At 53.8% G+C, this 20,659-nt stretch carries 14 protein-coding genes; 4 read left to right on the forward strand and 10 right to left on the reverse strand.

Annotated features, from left to right (window positions below):
• Positions 1–141: 141 nt before the first annotated feature.
• The 3 genes from ACR0LL_RS12460 to ACR0LL_RS12470 all read right to left on the reverse strand — a co-directional run bounded on the left by ACR0LL_RS12460 (position 142) and on the right by ACR0LL_RS12470 (position 5,474).
• Positions 142–2,934 (reverse strand): bifunctional aconitate hydratase 2/2-methylisocitrate dehydratase, encoded by a 2,793-nt coding sequence (locus ACR0LL_RS12460; protein ID WP_480587128.1) that lies wholly within the window; start codon positions 2,932–2,934, stop codon positions 142–144.
• A 714-nt stretch (positions 2,935–3,648) separates the two neighbouring features.
• Positions 3,649–4,755 carry an alkene reductase gene (locus ACR0LL_RS12465; protein ID WP_480587130.1) on the reverse strand — a complete coding sequence of 369 codons (1,107 nt, stop codon included), beginning with the start codon at positions 4,753–4,755 and terminating at the stop codon, positions 3,649–3,651.
• Positions 4,756–4,877: 122 nt separating this feature from the next.
• Complete coding sequence (locus ACR0LL_RS12470) at positions 4,878–5,474, reverse strand: TetR/AcrR family transcriptional regulator (RefSeq protein ID WP_480587132.1); 597 nt, start codon at positions 5,472–5,474, stop codon at positions 4,878–4,880.
• 621 nt (positions 5,475–6,095) lie between these two features.
• Here ACR0LL_RS12470 and ACR0LL_RS12475 point away from each other — a divergent pair.
• Positions 6,096–6,464 carry a hypothetical protein gene (locus ACR0LL_RS12475; protein ID WP_480587134.1) on the forward strand — a complete coding sequence of 123 codons (369 nt, stop codon included), beginning with the start codon at positions 6,096–6,098 and terminating at the stop codon, positions 6,462–6,464.
• Between the two features lie 380 nt (positions 6,465–6,844).
• A complete protein-coding gene (locus ACR0LL_RS12480) occupies positions 6,845–7,189 on the forward strand; it encodes a hypothetical protein (RefSeq protein ID WP_480587137.1) in 345 nt (114 codons plus the stop codon).
• 11 nt (positions 7,190–7,200) lie between these two features.
• On the opposite strand, the gene ACR0LL_RS12485 is transcribed toward ACR0LL_RS12480, so the two are convergent.
• The 3 genes from ACR0LL_RS12485 to ACR0LL_RS12495 form a co-directional block, all read right to left on the reverse strand.
• The gene (locus ACR0LL_RS12485; RefSeq protein WP_480587139.1) at positions 7,201–9,945 is read right to left on the reverse strand and encodes an AsmA family protein; all 2,745 of its coding nucleotides are present in this window, start codon (positions 9,943–9,945) and stop codon (positions 7,201–7,203) included.
• 113 nt (positions 9,946–10,058) lie between these two features.
• Positions 10,059–11,684, reverse strand: coding sequence for a L,D-transpeptidase family protein (locus ACR0LL_RS12490; RefSeq protein ID WP_480587141.1), 1,626 nt, complete (start codon positions 11,682–11,684; stop codon positions 10,059–10,061).
• A gap of 304 nt (positions 11,685–11,988) precedes the next feature.
• Entirely contained in the window at positions 11,989–12,522 is a 534-nt protein-coding gene (locus tag ACR0LL_RS12495; protein ID WP_480587144.1) for a hypothetical protein, read from the reverse strand.
• A gap of 93 nt (positions 12,523–12,615) precedes the next feature.
• Between ACR0LL_RS12495 and ACR0LL_RS12500 the strand changes: the two genes are divergently transcribed.
• Positions 12,616–14,118, forward strand: a complete 1,503-nt coding sequence (locus tag ACR0LL_RS12500) for a phospholipase D family protein (protein WP_480587146.1) — start codon at positions 12,616–12,618, stop codon at positions 14,116–14,118.
• Between the two features lie 366 nt (positions 14,119–14,484).
• Here the strand turns inward: ACR0LL_RS12500 and gyrB are convergent, their stop codons facing one another.
• Positions 14,485–16,902 carry a DNA topoisomerase (ATP-hydrolyzing) subunit B gene (gyrB, locus tag ACR0LL_RS12505; RefSeq protein WP_480587149.1) on the reverse strand — a complete coding sequence of 806 codons (2,418 nt, stop codon included), beginning with the start codon at positions 16,900–16,902 and terminating at the stop codon, positions 14,485–14,487.
• A 114-nt stretch (positions 16,903–17,016) separates the two neighbouring features.
• A complete protein-coding gene (locus ACR0LL_RS12510) occupies positions 17,017–17,589 on the reverse strand; it encodes a TetR/AcrR family transcriptional regulator (protein ID WP_480587152.1) in 573 nt (190 codons plus the stop codon).
• Positions 17,590–17,689: 100 nt separating this feature from the next.
• Between ACR0LL_RS12510 and ACR0LL_RS12515 the strand changes: the two genes are divergently transcribed.
• Entirely contained in the window at positions 17,690–18,256 is a 567-nt protein-coding gene (locus tag ACR0LL_RS12515) for a carboxymuconolactone decarboxylase family protein (RefSeq protein ID WP_480587155.1), read from the forward strand.
• Here ACR0LL_RS12515 and recF read toward each other — a convergent pair.
• Together recF and dnaN are read right to left on the reverse strand one after the other, a co-directional pair.
• Positions 18,253–19,350 carry a DNA replication/repair protein RecF gene (recF, locus tag ACR0LL_RS12520; protein ID WP_480587429.1) on the reverse strand — a complete coding sequence of 366 codons (1,098 nt, stop codon included), beginning with the start codon at positions 19,348–19,350 and terminating at the stop codon, positions 18,253–18,255. The two genes, ACR0LL_RS12515 and recF, sit on opposite strands and share 4 nt — an antisense overlap.
• Before the next feature lie 59 nt (positions 19,351–19,409).
• The gene (dnaN, locus tag ACR0LL_RS12525) at positions 19,410–20,531 is read right to left on the reverse strand and encodes a DNA polymerase III subunit beta (RefSeq protein WP_480587158.1); all 1,122 of its coding nucleotides are present in this window, start codon (positions 20,529–20,531) and stop codon (positions 19,410–19,412) included.
• Between the last annotated feature and the right edge of the window lie 128 nt (positions 20,532–20,659).

The following is a 20,659-nucleotide window of genomic DNA, read 5'->3' on the forward strand; positions in this document are numbered from 1 at the left end:
CGAAACGGAACCTGAGCGGATGTGTCAGGTGCATAACCCATCCTTGCTAAGACGAGGTGTCGAAAGGCTGGGAGTGTCATTCAGTTGGAAAAGCCCGGCCACCATTTATTGGCGACCGGGCTTACAAGGTACAAAACGTCTTCAGAAGTGAGCCGATTTCGCGGTCGCGGGCTTTTCCATCGGCGGCGCGAACTTGGTCAAGTCGATCCCCTTTACCGCCGACTTGTATTCCTCGGCGGTTGGGGTCCGGCCCAATATGGCCGAGAGTACGACAACCGGTGTAGACGCAAGCAGGGACTCACCCTTTTTCTCATCCGAGTCTTCAACAACACGACCCTGGAACAGGCGCGTGGATGTCGCCAGAACGGTATCCCCTTTTGCAGCCTTTTCCTGGTTCCCCATGCAAAGGTTACAGCCGGGCCGCTCAAGGTACAGGATATTTTCATACTCCGTACGTGCTTTGTTTTTCGGGAACAGATCATCGAATTCAAAGCCCGAGTATTTCTGGAGAATGCTCCACTCGCCTTCTTCTTTCAGCTCATCAATGATGTTGTAAGTCGGTGCCGCAACAACCAGCGGGGCCTTGAACTCGACAGTGCCCTGTTCCTCTTCAAGGTTCTTAAGCATCTGCGAGACGATAATCAGATCGCCCTTGTGCACCATGCACGACCCGACAAAGCCCAGATCGACCTTCTTTTCACCCTTGTAGTAGGAAACCGGGCGGATCGTGTCGTGGGTGTAACGCTTTGATACGTCAGCGTTGTTCACATCCGGATCGGCAATCATCGGTTCGTCGATCTCATCCAGATCAACAACGAGCTCGGCAAAATACTTGGCGTTTTCATCGGGTTTCAGGGCCGGCTTATCACCCGACCTGATTTCTTCGATCCGCGCATTCGCCTTGTCGATCAGACCTTGCAGCGTCTGGGCTTCGTTCTCCATGCCCTTGTCGATCATGATCTGGATGCGGCCTTTGGCGATTTCCAGAGATTCAATCAGCGTGTCATCTTCGGAAATACAAATTGAGGCCTTGGCCTTCATCTCGGCCGTCCAGTCGGTAAAGGTGAACGCCTGATCCGCCAGCAAGGTGCCGATATGAACTTCGATGATCCGGCCCTGGAAGACGTTGTCACCGAATGTCTTTAACATCTGCGACTGGGTGGCGTGAACCACATCGCGGAAATCCATATGATCTGCCATCTGGCCCTTGAAGGTCACCTTAACCGATTCAGGGATCGGCATCGTGGCTTCACCGGTAGCCAGCGCCAGCGCAACGGTTCCCGAATCCGCGCCAAACGCTACGCCCTTGGACATGCGGGTGTGCGAGTCGCCGCCAATGATGATGGCCCAGTCGTCCACGGTGATGTCGTTCAGCACCTTGTGGATTACGTCTGTCATCGAATGGTAAACGCCCTTGGGATCACGCGCAGTGATCAGGCCAAAGTTGTTCATGAATTTCATCAGTTTAGGAATGTTCGCCTGCGCCTTTGCGTCCCAAACCGACGCTGTGTGGCATCCGGACTGATATGCGCCATCAACGATGGGCGAGATCACTGTTGCCGCCATAGCTTCCAGCTCCTGCGCGGTCATCAGGCCGGTGGTGTCTTGCGACCCAACGATATTGACCTTAACCCGAGCATCCGAACCCGCGTGCAGAACCTTTCCGTCAGCCACGCCAACCGCGTTTTTGTTGAAGATCTTCTCGACAGCTGTCAGGCCCTGACCCTCGTGCGAGATTTCCTTGGACGGAGCAAATGCAGATTCCAGCGCAACGCCAAGGGTTTCGGCCGCAAATGTCTGCAGCTTCTTCCCAAAGACAATCGCGTAAGAGCCGCCAGCCTTGATGAATTCGACCTTTTGCGGCGTGAAGGACGACGATACATCGACAAGCTCTTTATTGCCTGCTTCGTTGTAAAGCTTCTTGTCCTTTGTGTTGATAGTCAGAACGGTTCCGGTCTCGACCGAGTATTTCTGTTCAAGAACAGGACTTTCGTCGTTGTTCAGGATCGGGTTGCCGTCGTCATCCAGCTTTTTGACCCAGTTCTTCAGGTCAATGCCGATACCTCCAGTCACGCCAACGGTGGTCAGGAAGATCGGTGAGATTCCGTTTGTTCCCGCGACAACTGGTGCAATGTTCACAAAAGGAACATAAGGGCTGGCTTGCGTTCCAGTCCACAGGGCGACGTTGTTGACGCCGGACATGCGCGACGACCCGACGCCCATGGTCCCTTTTTCGGCGACCAGCATGACACGTTTGTCCGGGTGTTGTTTCTGCAAATCCTGAATCTCGGCCTGCGCCGCCGGTGTGATCATGCATTTGCCATGCAATTCCCGATCCGCACGAGAATGCGCCTGATTGCCGGGCGACAGAAGGTCGGTGGAAATGTCTCCTTCGGCCGCGACATAGGTCACAACCTTGATTTCCTCTTCAATGTCAGGCAGCCGGGTAAAGAACTCGGCCTTGGCATAGCTTTCCAGAATGTCCTTTGCGATCGCGTTTCCGGCCTCAAAAGCAGACTTGAGGCGCTGGGTATCCGCATCATACAGGAACACCTGCGATTTCAGCACCTCTGCCGCCTGATTTGCGATCGACGCATCATCGCCCAGCGCCAGATCCAGCAGAACCTCGACCGAGGGGCCGCCTTTCATATGTGACAGCAGCTCGAACGCGAAGGCCTGCGAGATTTCTTCGACCGAGGCTTCACCCAAGATGATCTTTTTCAGGAACCGTGCCTTTTCACCAGCAGCGCTGGTTGTCCCCGGCAGCGTGTTATAGATGAAATAGGTCAAAGACTCGGCGCGGTGAACGTTGTCGACATCCTTGATTTGCTCGATGATTTCCTGAAGCAGCGCACCGTCTTCAATGGGTTTGGGGTGCAAACCTTGCTCTTTGCGCGTCTCAATCTCGTTCAGGTATTCTATATATAGGCTCATGACGGTTCCGACCATTTAGCTGGTGCGCTGGCGGGTAACAAACCAGCGCCTTAATTTTGTATGCCGCGGTATACCAAATGCCTACAACTTGCAAGACACTCTCCTGCGACCCTGTGTCCTGATCGAGGATGTATCTGTCGAAATACCCGCCTGTCAGGCGTGATCTGTCTGTCGCGGCCAACAGGTATCAGCACCCTGGCACGCTAGCTTCCAGCTGCGGAAATCAGTTCTTTGGCCAGCGGCAAGGATGAGTAACCCAGCCGGGACGGCGTCAATCCCAATCGCACAATCACCATATCATGAGAGGGGAAAATACCGATGGACTGACCATCAACCGTGTAGGGGCGCTCACAATGCTGCATCCCCGCCATTGATTTTACTCACAAAAATTGAAAACTATCGCCCATAATATTGCGCGCCATTTGCGCATAAGTTTGCACGATTTGCCCATAGCATTGCGCGGTTCAAGAAACGCGCTCATTTGATGGTAGTCACCGCAAATCTTCTTCAACTAAAACCGGGCGCTTCTCAATCAAGAGTGCATTCTGATTGGAAATATTCAACCCTGACCATAGGGAAGCAGTTCATTCACAGGCTAGTGATAGATCCTCGCTTCAAGAATGGGCATTTCCGTAACTGCTAAGTGAGCGCGTTCAAACCGACGCGCTCACTTTGCTTAGTTTTGCTTGTCACTACGGAGTTAGGAGCGATGTATCACTCTGCGGCAACCGCTTCCTCTTCCAGTGCCGGGTAATCGGTGTACCCTTTTTCATTGCCGCCGTAGAGAGTGGTTGGATCGAGCTCATTCAGCGCGGCGTCTTTCTCCAGCCGATTGACAAGATCCGGATTGGAAATGAACGGCCGGCCAAAGGCCACCAGATCGACGGCTCCGGTTTCAACCGCTTCTATCGCCATTTCCCGGTCATAAGCGTTGTTGCCCATTTTCGCACCGTCAAACAATTCATAGAGCGCCTTCAGATCGCCACCTTCCGGAATATCGCGCGGGCCGCCGGTCTGTCCCTCCACGAGATGGAGATAGGCCAGCCCATAACCATTCAGCAATTTGACGGCATGGGTGAATGTCGCCTGTGGGTCGCTGTCGGAGATGTTGTTGGCGTCCGAGAATGGGCTGAGGCGGACACCAACGCGGTCGGCGCCCCAGACATCGACAACCACGTCCATGACCTCTTTCAGGAACCGTGCTCTATTCTCGACAGGACCGCCGTATTCGTCTTCGCGCTGGTTGGATTCGTCCCGCAGGAATTGATCGATAAGATATCCGTTGGCTGCATGGACCTCAACACCGTCGAAACCGGCCTCTTTGGCGTTTTCCGCGGCCCTCCGGTAGTCCGCAACGATGCCAGCAATTTCTTCGATGGCCAGAGCCCGCGGTTCAGATGTTTCAACAAACTGCTCACCATCAAACGTCTTGGCCTTAGCTCCAATTGCGGATGGTGCAACAGGGGCGCCACCATCCTGCTGCAAGCTGTAATGCGAAATCCGGCCCACATGCCAAAGCTGGATTACAATCTTCCCGTCCTTGGCATGGACGGCCTCAGTTACTTTTTTCCAGCCGTCGATCTGCGCTTCGGAATAAATGCCGGGCGTCCAGGCATAGCCCTTGCCTTGGGGCGAGACTTGCGAAGCCTCCGTGATGATCAGACCTGCACCCGCCCGCTGGGCGTAGTACTTGGCCTGCAATTCATGGACACTGTCATCCTCGGCTCTTGCCCGGTTGCGGGTCAATGGCGCCATGACAACGCGGTTTTTCAGCTCGATTGCACCAGCTTTGATGCCGGAGAACAGTTTTTCATCAGCCATTGCTGCTTCCTTCTTTGGTAAACTTCGTTCAGATATTATTGGATCAATCAGTCCAATATTAGGGTCACTGTCTCTTGATTGAGTTTGTTTTAAGCTTTATTTCCTTATGGTGGCGGGAGGCCTTATGGCGAAATCACCAACCGGGCTTGTTTCAGGGTTTGCGATATCTGCTCAGCGGGAACGCCAGCCTTGCGCAAGGCTAGTGTTCCGATAGCAAGGGACGCAAAGGCGCGTGCCTTGTCGAGGGCCTGTCCCGGATTCGAAGGCTCAAGCGCTCTCGCAATAATCTCGTCAATATTCTCCAAATGCTGACGCCCGAGAGCCGCCACTTCATCATCATGCGGCGCAAGCTCAGTAAGACAGTTGATCAGCATGCAGCCATCACGACCGCCTTGCGGGTTCGCCAAAGCCTCCATTATCGCACCAACAGGGTCATCTCCGCCCGCGTCAGCAACGTCACGCAGCTCTTTCAAACCACGCCTTGAATAGTGGCTGAGGGCTTTGTGAAACAAAGCCTGCTTGTTGCCGAACGCTCCATAGAAGCTGGACCGACTCAAACCCATGGCCTTGGTCAGATCATCCACGGACGCGGTCTCGTAGCCCTTGTGCCAGAATACGCACAAGGCTTCTTCCAATGCCTCAGCTTCGTCGAAGGCACGAGGCCGACCCGGACCTGCGGTCGACTTGATGCCGGTAACTGGGAGAGTTTCTTTACTCATGCCTTAGATGTGGAATGATCAGTCCAGAAGTTCAAGATGGCGATGGGAAATTTTTGGAATGATCAGTCCTTATTGTGACTAGAGAAAGGAATTTAGGTCGGTAGAAATGCAAAACCTCCCCATCGCGCTTGGTGTCACGCTAATCTTGGGATCAGGACTGTTTGTCTTTTTGCGGGAGTGTCAGATGAAGAGGATCGTGATCGTAGAAAAGAGAGCCCACGCTCAGTACTAGTTTCCAACACTGGACAGAGTGACTGGCGGCTTTGTCCAATGCGTTGATGTTGATCACTCACAAACCAGAGATTGGTTCGGTAGATCCATGGCCAATGCCCTCAGATTGTGAGGATTACAACTCCAATGAGTAACAAAGCCACGAATTCAGAACTGGTTTTACGAGCGTCAGTACCGCGGGCCATTGTAAGCAAACCAGCAATAATTTCAGAGCGCTAAGTTAAAAAAGCGAGGTTAGCTGAAGTTAAGTTTGCCCAATGTGAACTTTTTAACTTTGGCTAGAACGATTTTTTGACAGTATCGTTTCATGAGTTGTTAGTGAGTTCAGTGAGTAAATAGATGTATTTGCATAAAATCGAGGGGCATTGTTGCGCGGTCAATGACATCCGGATGGCTGATTTTGCGCGTGAGTATCCGTTGCTGGACGATGCCGGCGTGCACGCACAATGGCAGAAGGGCTCCTGGCAGATCACGCGGATAGCCGACATCTGGACACGAACAGGGAAAGTACTTTCGTTGCCTTACAATGGGGCCAACGCCTATCCATCTTTCCAGTTTGCTGAGGATGGAACCCCGCTTCCTTTGATGGAAAAAGTGTTGAAAGCCCTGCCACGTGAAATGAGCCCGTGGCAATGCGCGTTCTGGTTAACCTCTCCCAAATTGGAACTCGGAGGGGAAAGCCCGGCAATTCGCATTCAGACCGGCGATGACTGCATAGTCGATATCGCAGGCGAAGCTAGTGGTCTGATAGCAGCTTAGTGTTAGCTTTTGGTCACTCATACGTCGCATCGCTGATCCGCCGGAACGCAAAATACCTTTGGCTGATTGGGATGGTGAGCTTGCTCACATATCTGACTAACAACTCGTCAGGGTCATCTAAGAAACTTCAAAAACGCAACACCGCCGTCGTCGGATTGGATTGATTGACATTGAGCAATGATTAGAATCAAACAAGAAATCTTCAGAACTCAGCGAGGCTCCGGATGATCAAGTGGGTACTTTCCGCAACTGTAGTGCTTCTGCCTGGGTTTGTTCACGCAGCCGGGATGGAACAGTGGGGTGAGTCCGGCGACTGGGCAATTCTCATCGATCCAGAAAAAGGCAACGGTTGTCTCGCGTGGAGGGCCTTTGAAGACGATATGACAGTAGAAATTGGCGCTGCACCAAACCAGGCTGGCGGCTTTTTTGCCGCCTACAATCCGGCCTGGGTTCAAGTCGAGGACGGTGCGACAGGCATAGTAAGATTTGATTTTGGTGATGCGCAGTTCGAAGGTGAGGCCGTAGGTGTCTACAAGAATGGCGTGCCCGGTGGCTACGCATTTTTCGACAATCCGGCATTTGTAACCGAGTTTGGAAAACGCCAAAGCGTTACGATCATTGGCGAAAGCGGAGCCGAAGTCGAACTCGATTTAAGCGGATCCGCAAAAGCCATTGAGGCCGTTCTGGCGTGTCAGGCCGAACAGCCGGAACCACTGAAGAACTAGGACGCGTCCAATTATTGCAATTGATTGATGTCCGGCACACATGGCTGCCTGTTTACTGGCATTTCATCAGCACCGACCGGAGCCTTGTTTCTGGACCCGCCCACATCCAGCTTGAATTTTGGCGACGAAAGCTGGCCCGTAACATCAAAGGGCCAAGCGCTTCGGGAAAGGGGTTTGCCCACGCGCCGTGGCTCCGCTCGTATTGCAATCGTATCGTTCAGCCAGTCGACTTGTCCCCTGGCCACCAACTGAACCGAAGCTGTCTCAATGACGATGGAGTTTGTGCTTACCCGCCCGGCTTCAATATTAACAGGGGCCACGACGCAAGTGATGTCGGTGTAACCTTGCCGCAGCTCTTCAGAGAACAGCCAAGGGAAAATACCAAGCCCCGCCAACTCCAGCAAACTGGTGCTTACGTAGCCTTGAGACATTGACAAAGACGCATTGCCACGCATGGAGTTGATGAAGGCCCTGTTAGAAGCGGTACTGCCCGAAACGTTGAATTCACCACTCAAACGCCCGTAGGCATCAATTCCAATCCCTAACTCATCAAGGATCTCACCGAACTCCCACCCTGAGGTCGACCCCGACAATGAAAGCCAATCAGGTGAGTCAATCAGATCCATGACCGCCCGCAGGCTGAAGGTTCCGCCGCCATAAGCTATCTGAAGAGGTCCGAAATCCACGGTTCCGTCTTTTGCAGACAATTGACTGGAAACAGATGTTACGCCTTGCTGGCCTACAATCTCATTGAATTCGATCTGTACCTCGACGTCAGCTTCTCGCAGCACGCGTTGCACATCCAGAAGATCGGCAGGTTTCCCTTTTTCCTTTGGCAACACCAAGGGCTGGACGTTTGTCTCCTTCGGCAAAACCAAAGGCTGAACTTCGGCTTCAGGTTCTTTTGGGGTCTCCCCTACCAGGCTTTTCAATTGGTCCAGCACGGCAGTCAGGTTCTTCAGGTCGTTGAGATCGAGCCTCTCGCTGGTAACGTTGCCGCGAACAACAGAAGAGCCATCCGGAAATTTTGCATCTAAAGCCGCTAGAAGCTGCGAGGAGCCAGCTTCGAACTCGATTGCAGCTTTAAAGTCCTCGCCCTGCTTTGAGGTTTCAGCATCAATGCCGAGTGCGCCAATTTCGATAGGTTGCAGGTTGAGCGCGTTCAGAAATTGAGCTCCATCGCCCACATCCAGGTTCACGTCGAAATCAAGCCCGGCCAGCCCTTTGAGCTCATTGACCGACAACGCAAGGTCGAGCGCCCAAAGATCGGTGTCATAGCTGGTCGCGTTGAACCTATTTAGTGATACCGGGCCTCCCGCATTGGATATGCTGAAGTCCGCCTTAATACCGCCAAACTGGTCGACAAAACCTTCGTCGAGATCGGGCAAAATCAATTTGGCAGGCCCATTCAGCATGCCATCGAAGGTCATGTCCTGAAGCTGAAGCAGGTCGAGTATTTCGCCTTCAGCTTTCAGAACCGGCTCCTCGATTGGGCCAGCTTGCAAGGTAATGCCCAACATCGCGAGGCGGCCATCCGGCATGCGGCGAATGCTCTTGATAGAGGCTGGACCGATCACGTCCAGCCCTTGGTCAAAGGCGTTGGTTTCAAACAGTAATTTCTCGAATTCGAAGGAGGCGAGGGATCCAACCATATGCATTTCAAAGCCTGTAAACTTGAGATCTTGAATACTCTTTGCCGCTTGGGGCGGTTGTCCCTCTGGGTGAAGTCGCGCATTAAAAAGCAGATCGACACCTTGAGCTGTATAGAGATCATCAACAGAACCTTCAGCTTTGAGTTTTTGTCCATCTTCAAGGCTTACGGTTGTTGTAAATGTTTCGATTGTTAGGACGTCCTGAGACACAAGTTCAGCTTGCAACTGGCCATTACCTTCCAGAACTCGTTCCAACCCCATGACATCGAGAAAGTCGCCGAATTCACCAGTATCCATCTCCAGGACAGCCCGGTAACCGCCACCTTCGTCTTCCGAGAATGGCTCGCCATCGTAGCGGACAGTCATTTCTCCAAAGTTGGCCCGCGTCGTAAACGGCGCGTCATGGGGATAGTCGCCCTCGATTTCGAAACCTTGACCGTTGACGGAGCCTGTCCCCGAGACCTTTGTCCTTTGTTCATCAGCTGCTTGTTCGAGGGCGAGTGACTGAAGATCAAACACAAACGAAAAACCTGAAACCTGGTCGTCAACGTTCAAACCGATGGATGTGAAGCTGACGTTCTTGTCGCTGAGAAAAGTAAGAATCCCACTGCTTTCTTTGCCACCAACTTCGAACGCCTCGATTTCGGCCTCAGCATCCTGCTTGTCCTCTGCAAGCGACCCGTTGGTTTGAGGCGTTGGCATTGGTCGGCTTTTTCGCCAGCTTGTTGTGCCATCAGAGGCTGTAAGAAAGTTTGCCTGGAGACCGTCCACCAAAAGGTTGTCAAAGTGCAGACTCCCGTTGGCCAAGGCGGCAACGTCCAGTTCCATTTCAAGGAGCTTTAGTTCTGCAAGAGATGTATCTGGCAGTGTCTCGCTGGGGATTACAACGCCACCGACATAAATGTGGGTAATGCGACCAAGTGCGACGCTCACATCGTCGTTGACCAGAAGCGGCTGTCCAATTTGCTCCGAAAGAACCTTTTCCACAAGGTTGCGTCGCATTTTCGAGAAAAGTGGAGCAGCAAGCAACAGCCAAACAAAAGCGATAGTTGCGAAAGCGAGCAAAGCGACTATTCCAATAAATCTAAACAGCCAAATTCTCATGCTATCCTCTGTCTCTGCCTACTAAATTTAGTCTATCCGCAAATTGGGAATAGCCATTCTTTCTATCAGAAACGGTACGTAAGGGAGGCTCCCTTCCGTTAAACATGGCAAGTTCATCGGTCCAAAGCTGCAAGGATTCGAGCATCTCGTTTGTATGGATCCTCACGGAAATGAACGACACCATCTTCAACCCACGCAGTCCAATAGGTCAAAAGGACCGGCATCGGCTTGGGTAGGTTAACGCGCGTTGTCTTCCCGCTATCCAGAATGGATTGCATCTTTTGCCGGCTCCAGTCTGGCTCACCCTCCATCAAAAGGCTGGCAAATTCGAACGGATACTCAAGACGAACGCAGCCAGAACTCAGGTTCCGCTCGTTTCGGTCGAAAAGACTGCGGTCATTGGTATCATGCAAATACACCGAGTACTTGTTGGGAAACATGAACTTAACCAAACCCAACGCATTGTCTGGGCCCGGTTGCTGAACCAGGGTTACACTGGGATTCTTTGCCCCCCAGTTCACAGCGCTGGCAGGAATTGTCTGCCCGTCTTTGTTCCGAACTACGTAGTTGTTGCGCGCCAAATAGGCTGGATCCTTACGGATGCGCGAAAGTTTATCTTTCCGAAAAATCGAGGCGGGAACGGTCCACGTCGGATTGAATTCCATGTATTCAATTTCATCTCGGAATACTGGGGTTTTTCGGTAAGCTGATCCTGTGATTGACCGAGTGGTCCAAAGCGTCCCGTCAGATGTGACCAAGTAAGTACGAGCGCCTGCAATGTTTACCAGCACGAACTCTTCGTCGATTTCCCGCATGAGCCAGCGGCCTCTTTCCAGGCTGAGGCGCAACTTATTTATGCGATCTTCGACAGGTTTGTTGAGGGATGCGAAAGATTTTCCGCCGACGACTCCATCGGCCTCTAAGCCGTGGCGGTATTGAAAGGTTTTTACCAACTGCACCAAGTTATCGTCATAAACCCAAGCTTGATTTATGCCGTCTTGGCCAATTTCTGGAAATTCATTTGTTCCGGCGTAGCCTTCTGCCGCTAACCTTTTGCGCAATTCAAAAACGGCAGGATTTACCATTTCTGGCTTCAGAACCGTTTCTTCCGGGACTTTGCTCCAGCCTCCTTTTGAAGCGATAGCTCTGTATTTTCTCAATGCTTCAACGAGCATCGTATATTGCGCGTTGTCGATATCAAGGCGTTCAATTAAGGCGCTGAAGCCTTCACCTTGAAGAGATTGGCTCAATACAATGGAAGGGTCTTGTTTAATTACTGGCTTCGAGAAGTTCCAGTCTTCGTCCAGAGCGTTCGGATCGACTTTTCCAAACACCAGATGATGGACGAGTTTCACGGCAGCGTCGGTGGCCAAAATATCGAACAAAGCTTGACTAGAGGCATCGCCATTCTGCGAGGCTTTGAATGCGGATCGAAGCTCTTCTAGTTTAAAGTCACCCGGCGTGAAGCCCTGATCAATTGCTCTATCCAGCTCCTCAAAAAGCTCGTCAACCAATTCAACACTTGTCCAAGCAGGCGAAAATTCTCTGCCCTCATAGAAACGTGGCACAAGGACTTCGGCGTCCAAGTTTCTTATGTTAGATTGTGCGCTATTCTCCTCTAAATTTGCACCGAGAAGCGTTGAAATTTGTTCTGAGACTTGGTTCGCAGCGCCCACGTTTGGGTACATCATCAGCAATGCGACTAGCGTACCTGAGATTGCTGACCTAATGTGTTTCACCATCCCCTCCTGTGGTTTGGTCTACATGTAGTAGCTTGATGGAAGGGTACTCCGCCATAATGGATGCTCAAAATACATTTTATGAATTTTGAAGTTTGTCATCTTAGCAACATCGACGAAGTTCGTGTATTAACGGAAGGTAGCTGCCCGCATTCTTCCGCGATTTACGGTTGCAGCAACTGCTCACAGATGAGGTAACTTTGCCAGTCGCGCAAAAACAAGGCTCCACAATGCGAGCCACTCTGTTTGGAGAAGTGTGTTTACGGTTAAATTGAAGCTCTATGCAGCTCCCACGAGAATGGCTTCATCCGCAGTACTTTCGTACTTCAGTATCCCTAAGCTGTCCGTCATAGCCGAAGTAAATTGTGACAATCAGGATGACGGCAGCAATCCCGCCAAGGACGAGTGGAAGCTCCTTGGCATGCCGTTTACGGTCTCTCCATAAGAAGCTAACCGCCAACAATGCAAACACCCACATGAGCACCGCTTGCACATGTGGGTTTATGGAAAGCGCTTCATAGCCAACCAAATAGGTCAGTAGAACCCCGGAATAGCACGTGGCCAACGACGCCAGAGCAGCCAAGACAGCTCCGATCCCGATTGGCATCGAAATCTTGAACCCCTCTGTTGCCACACCGATACCGTCGGCCACAGCACTCGGCGAAGGGTCCGCAGCGGAGTTATTTCTGTGTTCGGGATCAGGCATGGTCCTCGTTTGCGCTTGGTTGCAGATAGAGTACGTTTGAATTGTGGTTGCGTCAAAATCACGAACCAAAATTGGGGCGGTTGAGGGTTTCACGAAATCAACACCGACAAACGAAACAACCTCAAGCTTCACAGAACAAACTTGCAATCACCCGTCTTGGCGTAGTCACCTAGGACATGGGGATGGAGGAAGCCGATGACACGATGGAAGTTGGTGGTCTGTATCTTGTACACGCTGACCCTTGTTGCTTGCGCCTCCAAAACTCGCACATATGAAAAGACGGTATCGGCTTCGCTGCCGGCGGACTCGCGCACAGCTCTCAGTCGCGCAGCCAACCGGCTTGGCGATCCTAAAGACGGCCGGTCAGGGGTCAAGCTGATCAGTGATGGAGAAGAAGCTCTTGTCTCACGACTGTTGCTGGCTGCGGCCGCCGAGAGAACGATAGACGCGCAATACTACCTTCTGCACAACGACCCAACGGGCCACCTTTTTGCAGCCGGTCTTTTGCAAGCAGCAGATCGGGGTGTTCGTGTCCGATTGTTGCTGGATGACATGGATACGTCCGGTTATGACGCGATGACTGCCGCGTTGGACAATCACAAGAATATTGAGATCAGGCTGTTCAATCCATTTTGGCGAGATCAAAGCCTTCTGATCGCAGGTCTGACAGATTTCAAACGCATCAATCGCAGAATGCACAACAAGTCTTTGACGGCAGACAACGTGTTCACGATTGTGGGTGGGAGAAACATCGGTGCCGAGTACTTTCTCGCACGGGAAGAAATGAACTATGCTGATCTGGATGTGTTGGCCGCAGGCCCCGTTGTACGCGAGGTGTCGCGTAGCTTTGATTCATACTGGAACAGTGAGTTTGCCGTTCCGGCTCGCGTGGTTGTTGGAGAACCTCAGGAACTTGACCTAAGCGATGCGCGACGCAGGTTGAATGAACTCGTCGAGGAAGCGAAGCAAACCCAGTACGGTGCTGCTCTCAGAAAGTCAGCGCAAGAGAACTTTGCAGATGGGGCCTTATCATTGGATTGGCTGCCTGCGAAACTTTATGCTGATCCGCCTTCAAAAGCCGCCGGTCTCGAGAACTCAGGTCCCGTTCTGGCATCTCAATTGCTTCCGTACTTTGAGAATGCCAGCAGTGAGGTGAACATCGTGTCCGCCTATTTCGTGCCGCGCAACAACGGTGTGAAATGGCTGACCGAACTGGAAAGCCGCGGCGTCGACGTAAAGGTTGTAACCAATTCACTTGCATCTAACGACGTCGCACCCGTCTACGCGCACTACGCCAAGAAACGCCGTGCACTTCTACGCGGTGGAGTAGAACTCTATGAACTGCGACCGGACGCCTATCAGGTCCAACGCCGCGGTATTAACTGGGCTCAATCGAGGTCGGGCCTGCATTCCAAGGCATTTGCAGTTGATGACCGATACTTGTTCGTAGGGTCGTTCAACTGGGACCCGCGATCTGTCAACATAAACACCGAGATGGGAATTCTGATTGACTCGCCAGCATTGGCTACACAGACCATGGGTGCCTTGGACGACGCACTACCCGCATACACATATAACGTGACGCTCGAGAAGGCTGGTCAGCTTAAATGGACGACAAGAGGCGATGATGGCACCGTTCTTGAGTACCAATCCGAGCCGACAGGATCTGCCTGGGATCACGTAGTTTCTGGTTTTCTAAGTATCTTGCCAATTGGTTCACAGCTTTAGGCTTTTTGGCAGATAGCCGACGCTACCAGAGAACTCCAGCCTTTGTAGCAACAGCCTTGGGCCGAAATTGTCTGTTGATCGTTTCCAACCGGTCGTTTGATTTATCCACCAGCTAGACTTTGCAAATTCTGCTTGCTGCGCGTCGCAGAACTTCGCGAGAATCCAAGCAAAAAGACCGCATGGAACCCAAAGCTCTTTAGGGAGCGCCCCTTGCGGGTTGAAAGCCGCAAGGGTCCATAACCGCAGCGACTACGCCATAAACTGATCAAATCATCGGTACGGCAGACAATCGCGCAGCGCAATACTATGGGCAAACTACGTAAACTTATAAGGTGTGCGAAGTGTTATGCGCGCACCTACAAGACGTCAGAAATCCAGATTCTCGACGCTCAAAGCGTTTTTCTGGATAAATTCCCGACGAGGTTCGACAACATCACCCATTAGCTTGGTGAACAGATCGTCGGCTTCCACCATATCGTCAACGCGCACTTGTAGCAGCGTGCGTGCATGCGGGTCCAAAGTTGTTTCCCAAAGCTGGTCGGGGTTCATCTCTCCCAGACCTTTGTAGCGCTGCAGGGACAGGCCCTTTTCCCCTTCTTCCAGAATGGCGCGCAACAGGTCCAGCGGACCGTGGATCAATTGGCTACGATCACGGCGGATCAACGTGGCCGATGTGTTGTAGACCTCTTGCAGGCTTTGCGTGAAGCTGCCTGTTTTGCGGGCCTCCCCCGACCGCAGCATCGGGCCGTCCAAGGTGCGAACCTCTTCGACACCACGCAGAATGCGGGCCAGGCGAATTCCGTGATCCTGCGTGATCCGGCCCTGCCAGCCACGCTCATACTCCAACGCGATCAGATCCAGACGGGCGGCAACCTTGTCAGCCACCCCTTGCAGGTCGGCGTCCACCGCACCCGGCACAAAGGCACCGGCAACGGCTGCCTGTTCCAGAATGTGGCGCGGGTAGTGTGTCGGGAAGGCGTCCAGAACACGCTTCAACTGTCGCGCTTCGTCCACCACGCGGGCCAGATCCTGACCAATGATCTCTTCGCCCGATCCCAGTTTCAGCACGGCACCCTCGATCCCCTGATTGACGAGATAATCGTCCAGCGCCGCCTGATCTTTCAGATAAACCTCTGATTTACCGCGCGAAACCTTATAAAGTGGCGGCTGCGCGATATAGAGATACCCACCTTCGATCAGCTCAGGCATTTGCCGGTAGAAGAACGTCAGCAGCAGGGTCCGGATGTGCGCACCGTCCACATCCGCGTCAGTCATGATGACAATCTTGTGGTAACGCAGCTTTTCGATGTTGAACTCATCGCGGCCAATACCCGTGCCCAGCGCCATGACAAGATTACCGATCTCTTGCGAGGACAACATCCGGTCAAACCGCGCGCGTTCCACGTTCAGGATCTTACCGCGCAGAGGCAGAACCGCTTGTGTCAGTCGGTCACGGCCCGTTTGCGCCGACCCTCCGGCTGAATCCCCCTCAACAAGGAAGACTTCGGTTTTGGAGGGGTCTTTTTCGGAACAATCCTTCAGCTTGCCCGCCAGATAGTTCACATCCATCGCCGTTTTGCGGCGGGTCAGTTCACGCGCCTTTCGCGCGGCCTCGCGTGCCAGCGCAGCCTCGATGATCTTGCCGACGATCGCCTTGGCCTCGGTCGGGTTTTCTTCAAACCACTCGGCAAGTTTTTCGTTCATCAGACCCTCAACCGCCGGACGAACCTCGGAACTGACCAGCTTGTCTTTCGTCTGTGACGAGAATTTCGGATCAGGCACTTTGACCGACAGCACACAGGTCAGACCTTCGCGCGCGTCATCACCGGTAAAGCTGACCTTTTCCTTTTTCGCGATCCCGCTGGACTGCGCGTAGTTGTTGATCGTCCGGGTCAGGGCACCACGGAAACCCGCCACATGGGTACCGCCATCGCGCTGAGGTATATTGTTGGTAAAGGGCAGGACAGATTCGTGATAGCTGTCATTCCACCACATTGCGATCTCGACACCGATATCGTCCCGCTCGCCCTTGATATAGATCGGCTCAGACATGGCGGGGGTTTTGGACCGGTCGAGATACTTGACGAATTCCTTGACCCCACCTTCATAGAACAGCTCGGTTTCCAGCCGTTCCGCCGGACGCTCGTCAATCAGGATGATCCGCACGCCCGAATTCAGGAAAGCCAGTTCGCGCAGGCGTTTTTCCAATGTCTCGAATGAGTATTCGAGGTTCGAGAATGTATCGGTCGAAGCCAGAAACCGCACTTCTGTTCCTGTCCGGTCTCCGCATTCACCGACAACCTTCAGGTGCTCAGCGGTTTCGCCACCTTCAAACCGCGCGACATGCTCTTTGCCATTGCGCCAGACACGCAGTTCCAACCAATCCGAAAGCGCGTTCACCACGGAAACACCCACACCGTGCAGGCCGCCCGACACCTTGTACGAATTGCTGTCGAATTTCCCGCCGGCGTGCAGTTGGGTCATGATGACCTCGGCCGCCGACACGCCTTCTTCCGGGTGGATGTCCACCGGAATACCACGCCCATTGTCGCTGACCGAAACACTGGAATCGGCGTGAATTTTCACCGTCACATGGTCGGCATGACCGGCCAGAGCCTCGTCAATCCCGTTGTCGACAACCTCATACACCATATGGTGCAGACCCGAGCCATCATCCGTGTCCCCGATATACATGCCGGGGCGTTTGCGAACGGCCTCCAAGCCTTTGAGAACCTTGATAGAATCTGCGCCGTATTCTTGAGGGGCCTGTGCGTCTTCGGACATTCAGTCAGTACCTATATTATTTTGGTAACTTATACGTTTTCTGGTAGGGATTGTCACGCCATCCCCCAATATTTTGTGGTTTTCCGGATCGTTTTTTGCCGCCCCGAAAGGGGCTCACAAACGATCGATATCAGACGCGATATCCGCTGCAATTTGCGCCGCATCAACGTCTGTGCGTTCAGCGGACAAGCGCAGCCCCAGAATGTCTGACTGATACCTGGCCGCCAAACGATCCGGATCACGTCCCGCCCCGATTTCACCGGCATCCTGAGCCTTGCGAAACAGATCAGCGAAACAGTCTTTCATTTCCGCCATGTAATGCGCCGCCTGATCCGCAAGGACATGATCCTTCGCCTTCAACTCGGCATATGTCTTTGCCAACATGCAGGCCTTTGCCGGGGTCTCGGCTGCTTCGATCACCAATCGGGGCTGTGCTTTCAGCGCCTCCTTCGGACCCAGTCTCTCAGCCATGGCCTTTAGGCGCGCCACACCTTCTTGCGTATAGCTTTCCAGCGTCAGCGCATAGAGCGCATCTTTCGACCCGAACGCCGCATAAAAACTGCCGGGCTTCAGCTTCAGTTCCCGCTCCAGATCCTTCAGCGACGTACCAGCCCAGCCCTGACGCCAGAAGATATCCTTCGCCTTCGCGATCAACACGTCACGATCGTATGCGGGTTTGCGGGGCATCAGCATCACCAATTCTTGAACGTTCACTCAAATATATACTTGAGCGATCACTCAAGAAACCCTAAATACGACCCATCGCGCCAGAAACAGGAGTTCCGACATGGCCAATTTCCCGTCTCACGACCTCGAAACCGCGCCTGAAGCATCCAAACCGCTGCTGCAAAAGTCTCAGGCCGCTTTTGGTCGCTTGCCCGGCCTGCATAAGGTCATGGCCGAAAGCCCTCAACATCTGGAAGGCTACCAGGTTCTGCACGGCCTGTTCCTGAAAACCGATTTCGACAATGATGAGAAAACCGTCGTCTGGCAGACCATCAATGTTGAAAACGAGTGCCACTACTGCGTGCCCGCCCACACCGGTATCGCCAAGATGATGAAGATATCGGACGAGATATCGGACGCCCTGCGCAACGAAACCCCGCTGCCTTCAGCCAAACTCGAAGCACTGCGCACCTTCACCCTGCAAGTGATGGAAACCCGCGGCAACCCGACCGAAGATCAGCTTCAGGCGTTCTTTGATGCGGGCTATTCCCATCGCGCGGTTCTGGATGTCGTGCTGGGTCTGGCCCAGAAAACCATGTCGAACTACGTTAACCACATGGCCAAAACCCCGGTGGACGAGGTTATGCGCGGTTTTCTGTGGGAACGCAAAGTCAGCGAACCGGCCTAAGCAGTCACGACCGAACCCTCATCGCTTTCGGTAACGATCAGCGTCTGGGCCCGGTCGCCCAATTCCGCAAACAGTTCAGGCCCGGTGCCCGTCATCCAGGCCTGAGCGCCCAGCGCGCAAATCTCGTCATAAAGCGCTGCAAGCCGCCCAGCATCCAGATGCGCGGCCACTTCATCCAGCAGAACGATCGGAGGTGCGCCCAGCATTGCCGCCAGCGCCCGCGCATTGGACAGGATCAGCGACACCAAGAGCGCTTTCTGCTCACCAGTGGAACACTCCCTTGCCGGCACGCCCTTGGCCGCGAACACACCATACAGGTCGGACCGATGCGGCCCCACCAGGGTCCGGCCTGCTGCCAGATCCCTAAACCGGCTCTCGCCCAACGCGTCTCGCAAATCTTCCGCCGTCTCGGGCATTGCGCCTTCGGTTTGCACCAACTCCAGCTCGGCCGAAGGAAAGACCGTTTCCGCCCTGTCCTGCGCTGCCCGCAGAAGATCCAGCGACCTCAACCGCGCGGTATGGATGCGGTGCCCCGTCTCGGCCAACTGCCCTTCAAGCGCGGCGTACCAATGCGCATCCCTGATCTGCTCTTTCAGAAGGCGGTTACGTTCGCGCATCGCTTTTTCATAGATCAGCGATGCTTCAGCGTGGGCTGGGTCAAAACTCAGCGCGATACGGTCCAGAAACCGACGGCGCCCTTCCGCCCCTTCAATCCACAGACGGTCCATTGACGGGGTCAGCCAGACAACTCGCGCAAGTTTCCCCAGATCGATCTGCGTCGCCGACTTGCCATCAATTCGCACCTGTCGCGCTGCGCCGCCCTCGGACCAGGTTTCGATCTCAAACCGCTGCCCCTGAGCGTCCAGCAACCCGGACAGTTTCCAACCCAACGCCTCGGGCCGCCGGGTCATCTCGGCTGCACTCGCCCGCCGCATTCCGCGACCGGGCGAAAACAACGACACCGCTTCAAGAAGGTTGGTCTTCCCGGCCCCATTTGGCCCGTGAATAGCAACGGGACGTCCGTCCAGAGACAACCGCGCCAGCTTATGAGATCGAAAATGCGAGACCGTAAGCTCGGTCAGGGCCAATCCCATGACCCCTCCCTTCATCTTTTCAAAAATACTCCCGCCGGAGGCATCGCGCGTCCGCGCGATCAGACGCGCATCGGCATGACGACGTATACAGCACTCAGGTCGTTGCCTTCACGCATCAATGTCGGGTCACCAGCCGAGTTGAACAGGAAAACTGCATTCTCACGATCCACCTGAGACGCAATCTCCAACAGGTATTTGGCGTTGAACCCGATCTCCAACCGCTCATCCCCGTAAGCGACAGCCAATTCTTCCTCGGCGGCGCCACTGTCGGGTGCATTCACCGACAAGATCAGCTTGTCGCCTTCCAATTGCAACTTCACTGCCCGCGACCGCTCCGACGAAACAGTTGCCACGCGATCCACGGCCTGCGCGAATTCAGCAGCATCCACTTCAAGCTTGCGGGTGTTTCCTTGCGGGATAACGCGTGTGTAGTCGGGGAAGGTGCCGTCAATAACCTTCGACGTCAGCGTGATATCCGGCGTGGCAAAGCGTACCTTGGTTTCACTGACCGAAACGGCGATATCCATCTCGTCGTCATCCAGCAGCTTGCGCAACTCGCCCACTGTTTTGCGGGGCACGATCACGCCCGGCATATCCGCCGCGCCATCCGGCAAATCTGCGTCGATCCTCGCAAGCCGGTGGCCATCGGTGGCCACACAACGCAACACTTTTCCACCCTCGGACCCATCTGCCACATGCATGTAGACACCGTTCAGATAGTACCGGGTCTCTTCGGTCGAGATGGCGAATTTCGACTTGTCAAACAACCGGCGAAGCAATGCCGCCGAAGCGGTGAAATTCGATTGATACTCAGACGATGCCATCACCGGAAAATCTTCCTTCGGCAGTGTCGCCAGCGAAAAATTCGACCGCCCCGCTTCAACTGTCAGCCGTCCAGCGGCGATGTCAGCAGTCAGTGTCACCAGCGCACCGTCGGGCAGTTTGCGCACAATCTCATGCAGGGTTGTTGCCGCAACGGTCGTCGCGCCTGCCTTTTCGACCTGTGCGGGTGCCTTATCGACCACTTCGATATCCAGATCGGTGGCACGGAACTGGACCTGATCGCCTTCGGCCTCGATCAGGACATTGGCAAGTATGGGAATGGTATTGCGACGTTCTACAACGGACTGGGCCTGCGAAACGGCCTTAAGAAGGGTGCCGCGTTCAATGCTGATCTTCATACCCTCAATTCCTCTGACTTGCGTACCGACATGGGCGGGACTGGCACGTTAGCGGTTCCACCCCGAGGCACAAGGATTTTTTACGGATTTCTGGGTTGGAATGCACCAACCGTCAAGTGCGGCGTGCC

Source organism: Ruegeria sp. AI2 (assembly GCF_056541275.1).

Coding starts and splice junctions, on each gene's coding strand:
- ACR0LL_RS12460 (WP_480587128.1), bottom strand. CDS start 2,934: ATGAGCCTATATATAGAATACCTGAACGAGATTGAGACGCGCAAAGAG.
- ACR0LL_RS12465 (WP_480587130.1), bottom strand. CDS start 4,755: ATGGCTGATGAAAAACTGTTCTCCGGCATCAAAGCTGGTGCAATCGAG.
- ACR0LL_RS12470 (WP_480587132.1), bottom strand. CDS start 5,474: ATGAGTAAAGAAACTCTCCCAGTTACCGGCATCAAGTCGACCGCAGGT.
- ACR0LL_RS12475 (WP_480587134.1), top strand. CDS start 6,096: ATGGCTGATTTTGCGCGTGAGTATCCGTTGCTGGACGATGCCGGCGTG.
- ACR0LL_RS12480 (WP_480587137.1), top strand. CDS start 6,845: ATGACAGTAGAAATTGGCGCTGCACCAAACCAGGCTGGCGGCTTTTTT.
- ACR0LL_RS12485 (WP_480587139.1), bottom strand. CDS start 9,945: ATGAGAATTTGGCTGTTTAGATTTATTGGAATAGTCGCTTTGCTCGCT.
- gyrB (WP_480587149.1), bottom strand. CDS start 16,902: ATGTCCGAAGACGCACAGGCCCCTCAAGAATACGGCGCAGATTCTATC.
- ACR0LL_RS12510 (WP_480587152.1), bottom strand. CDS start 17,589: ATGCCCCGCAAACCCGCATACGATCGTGACGTGTTGATCGCGAAGGCG.
- ACR0LL_RS12515 (WP_480587155.1), top strand. CDS start 17,690: ATGGCCAATTTCCCGTCTCACGACCTCGAAACCGCGCCTGAAGCATCC.
- recF (WP_480587429.1), bottom strand. CDS start 19,350: ATGGGATTGGCCCTGACCGAGCTTACGGTCTCGCATTTTCGATCTCAT.
- dnaN (WP_480587158.1), bottom strand. CDS start 20,531: ATGAAGATCAGCATTGAACGCGGCACCCTTCTTAAGGCCGTTTCGCAG.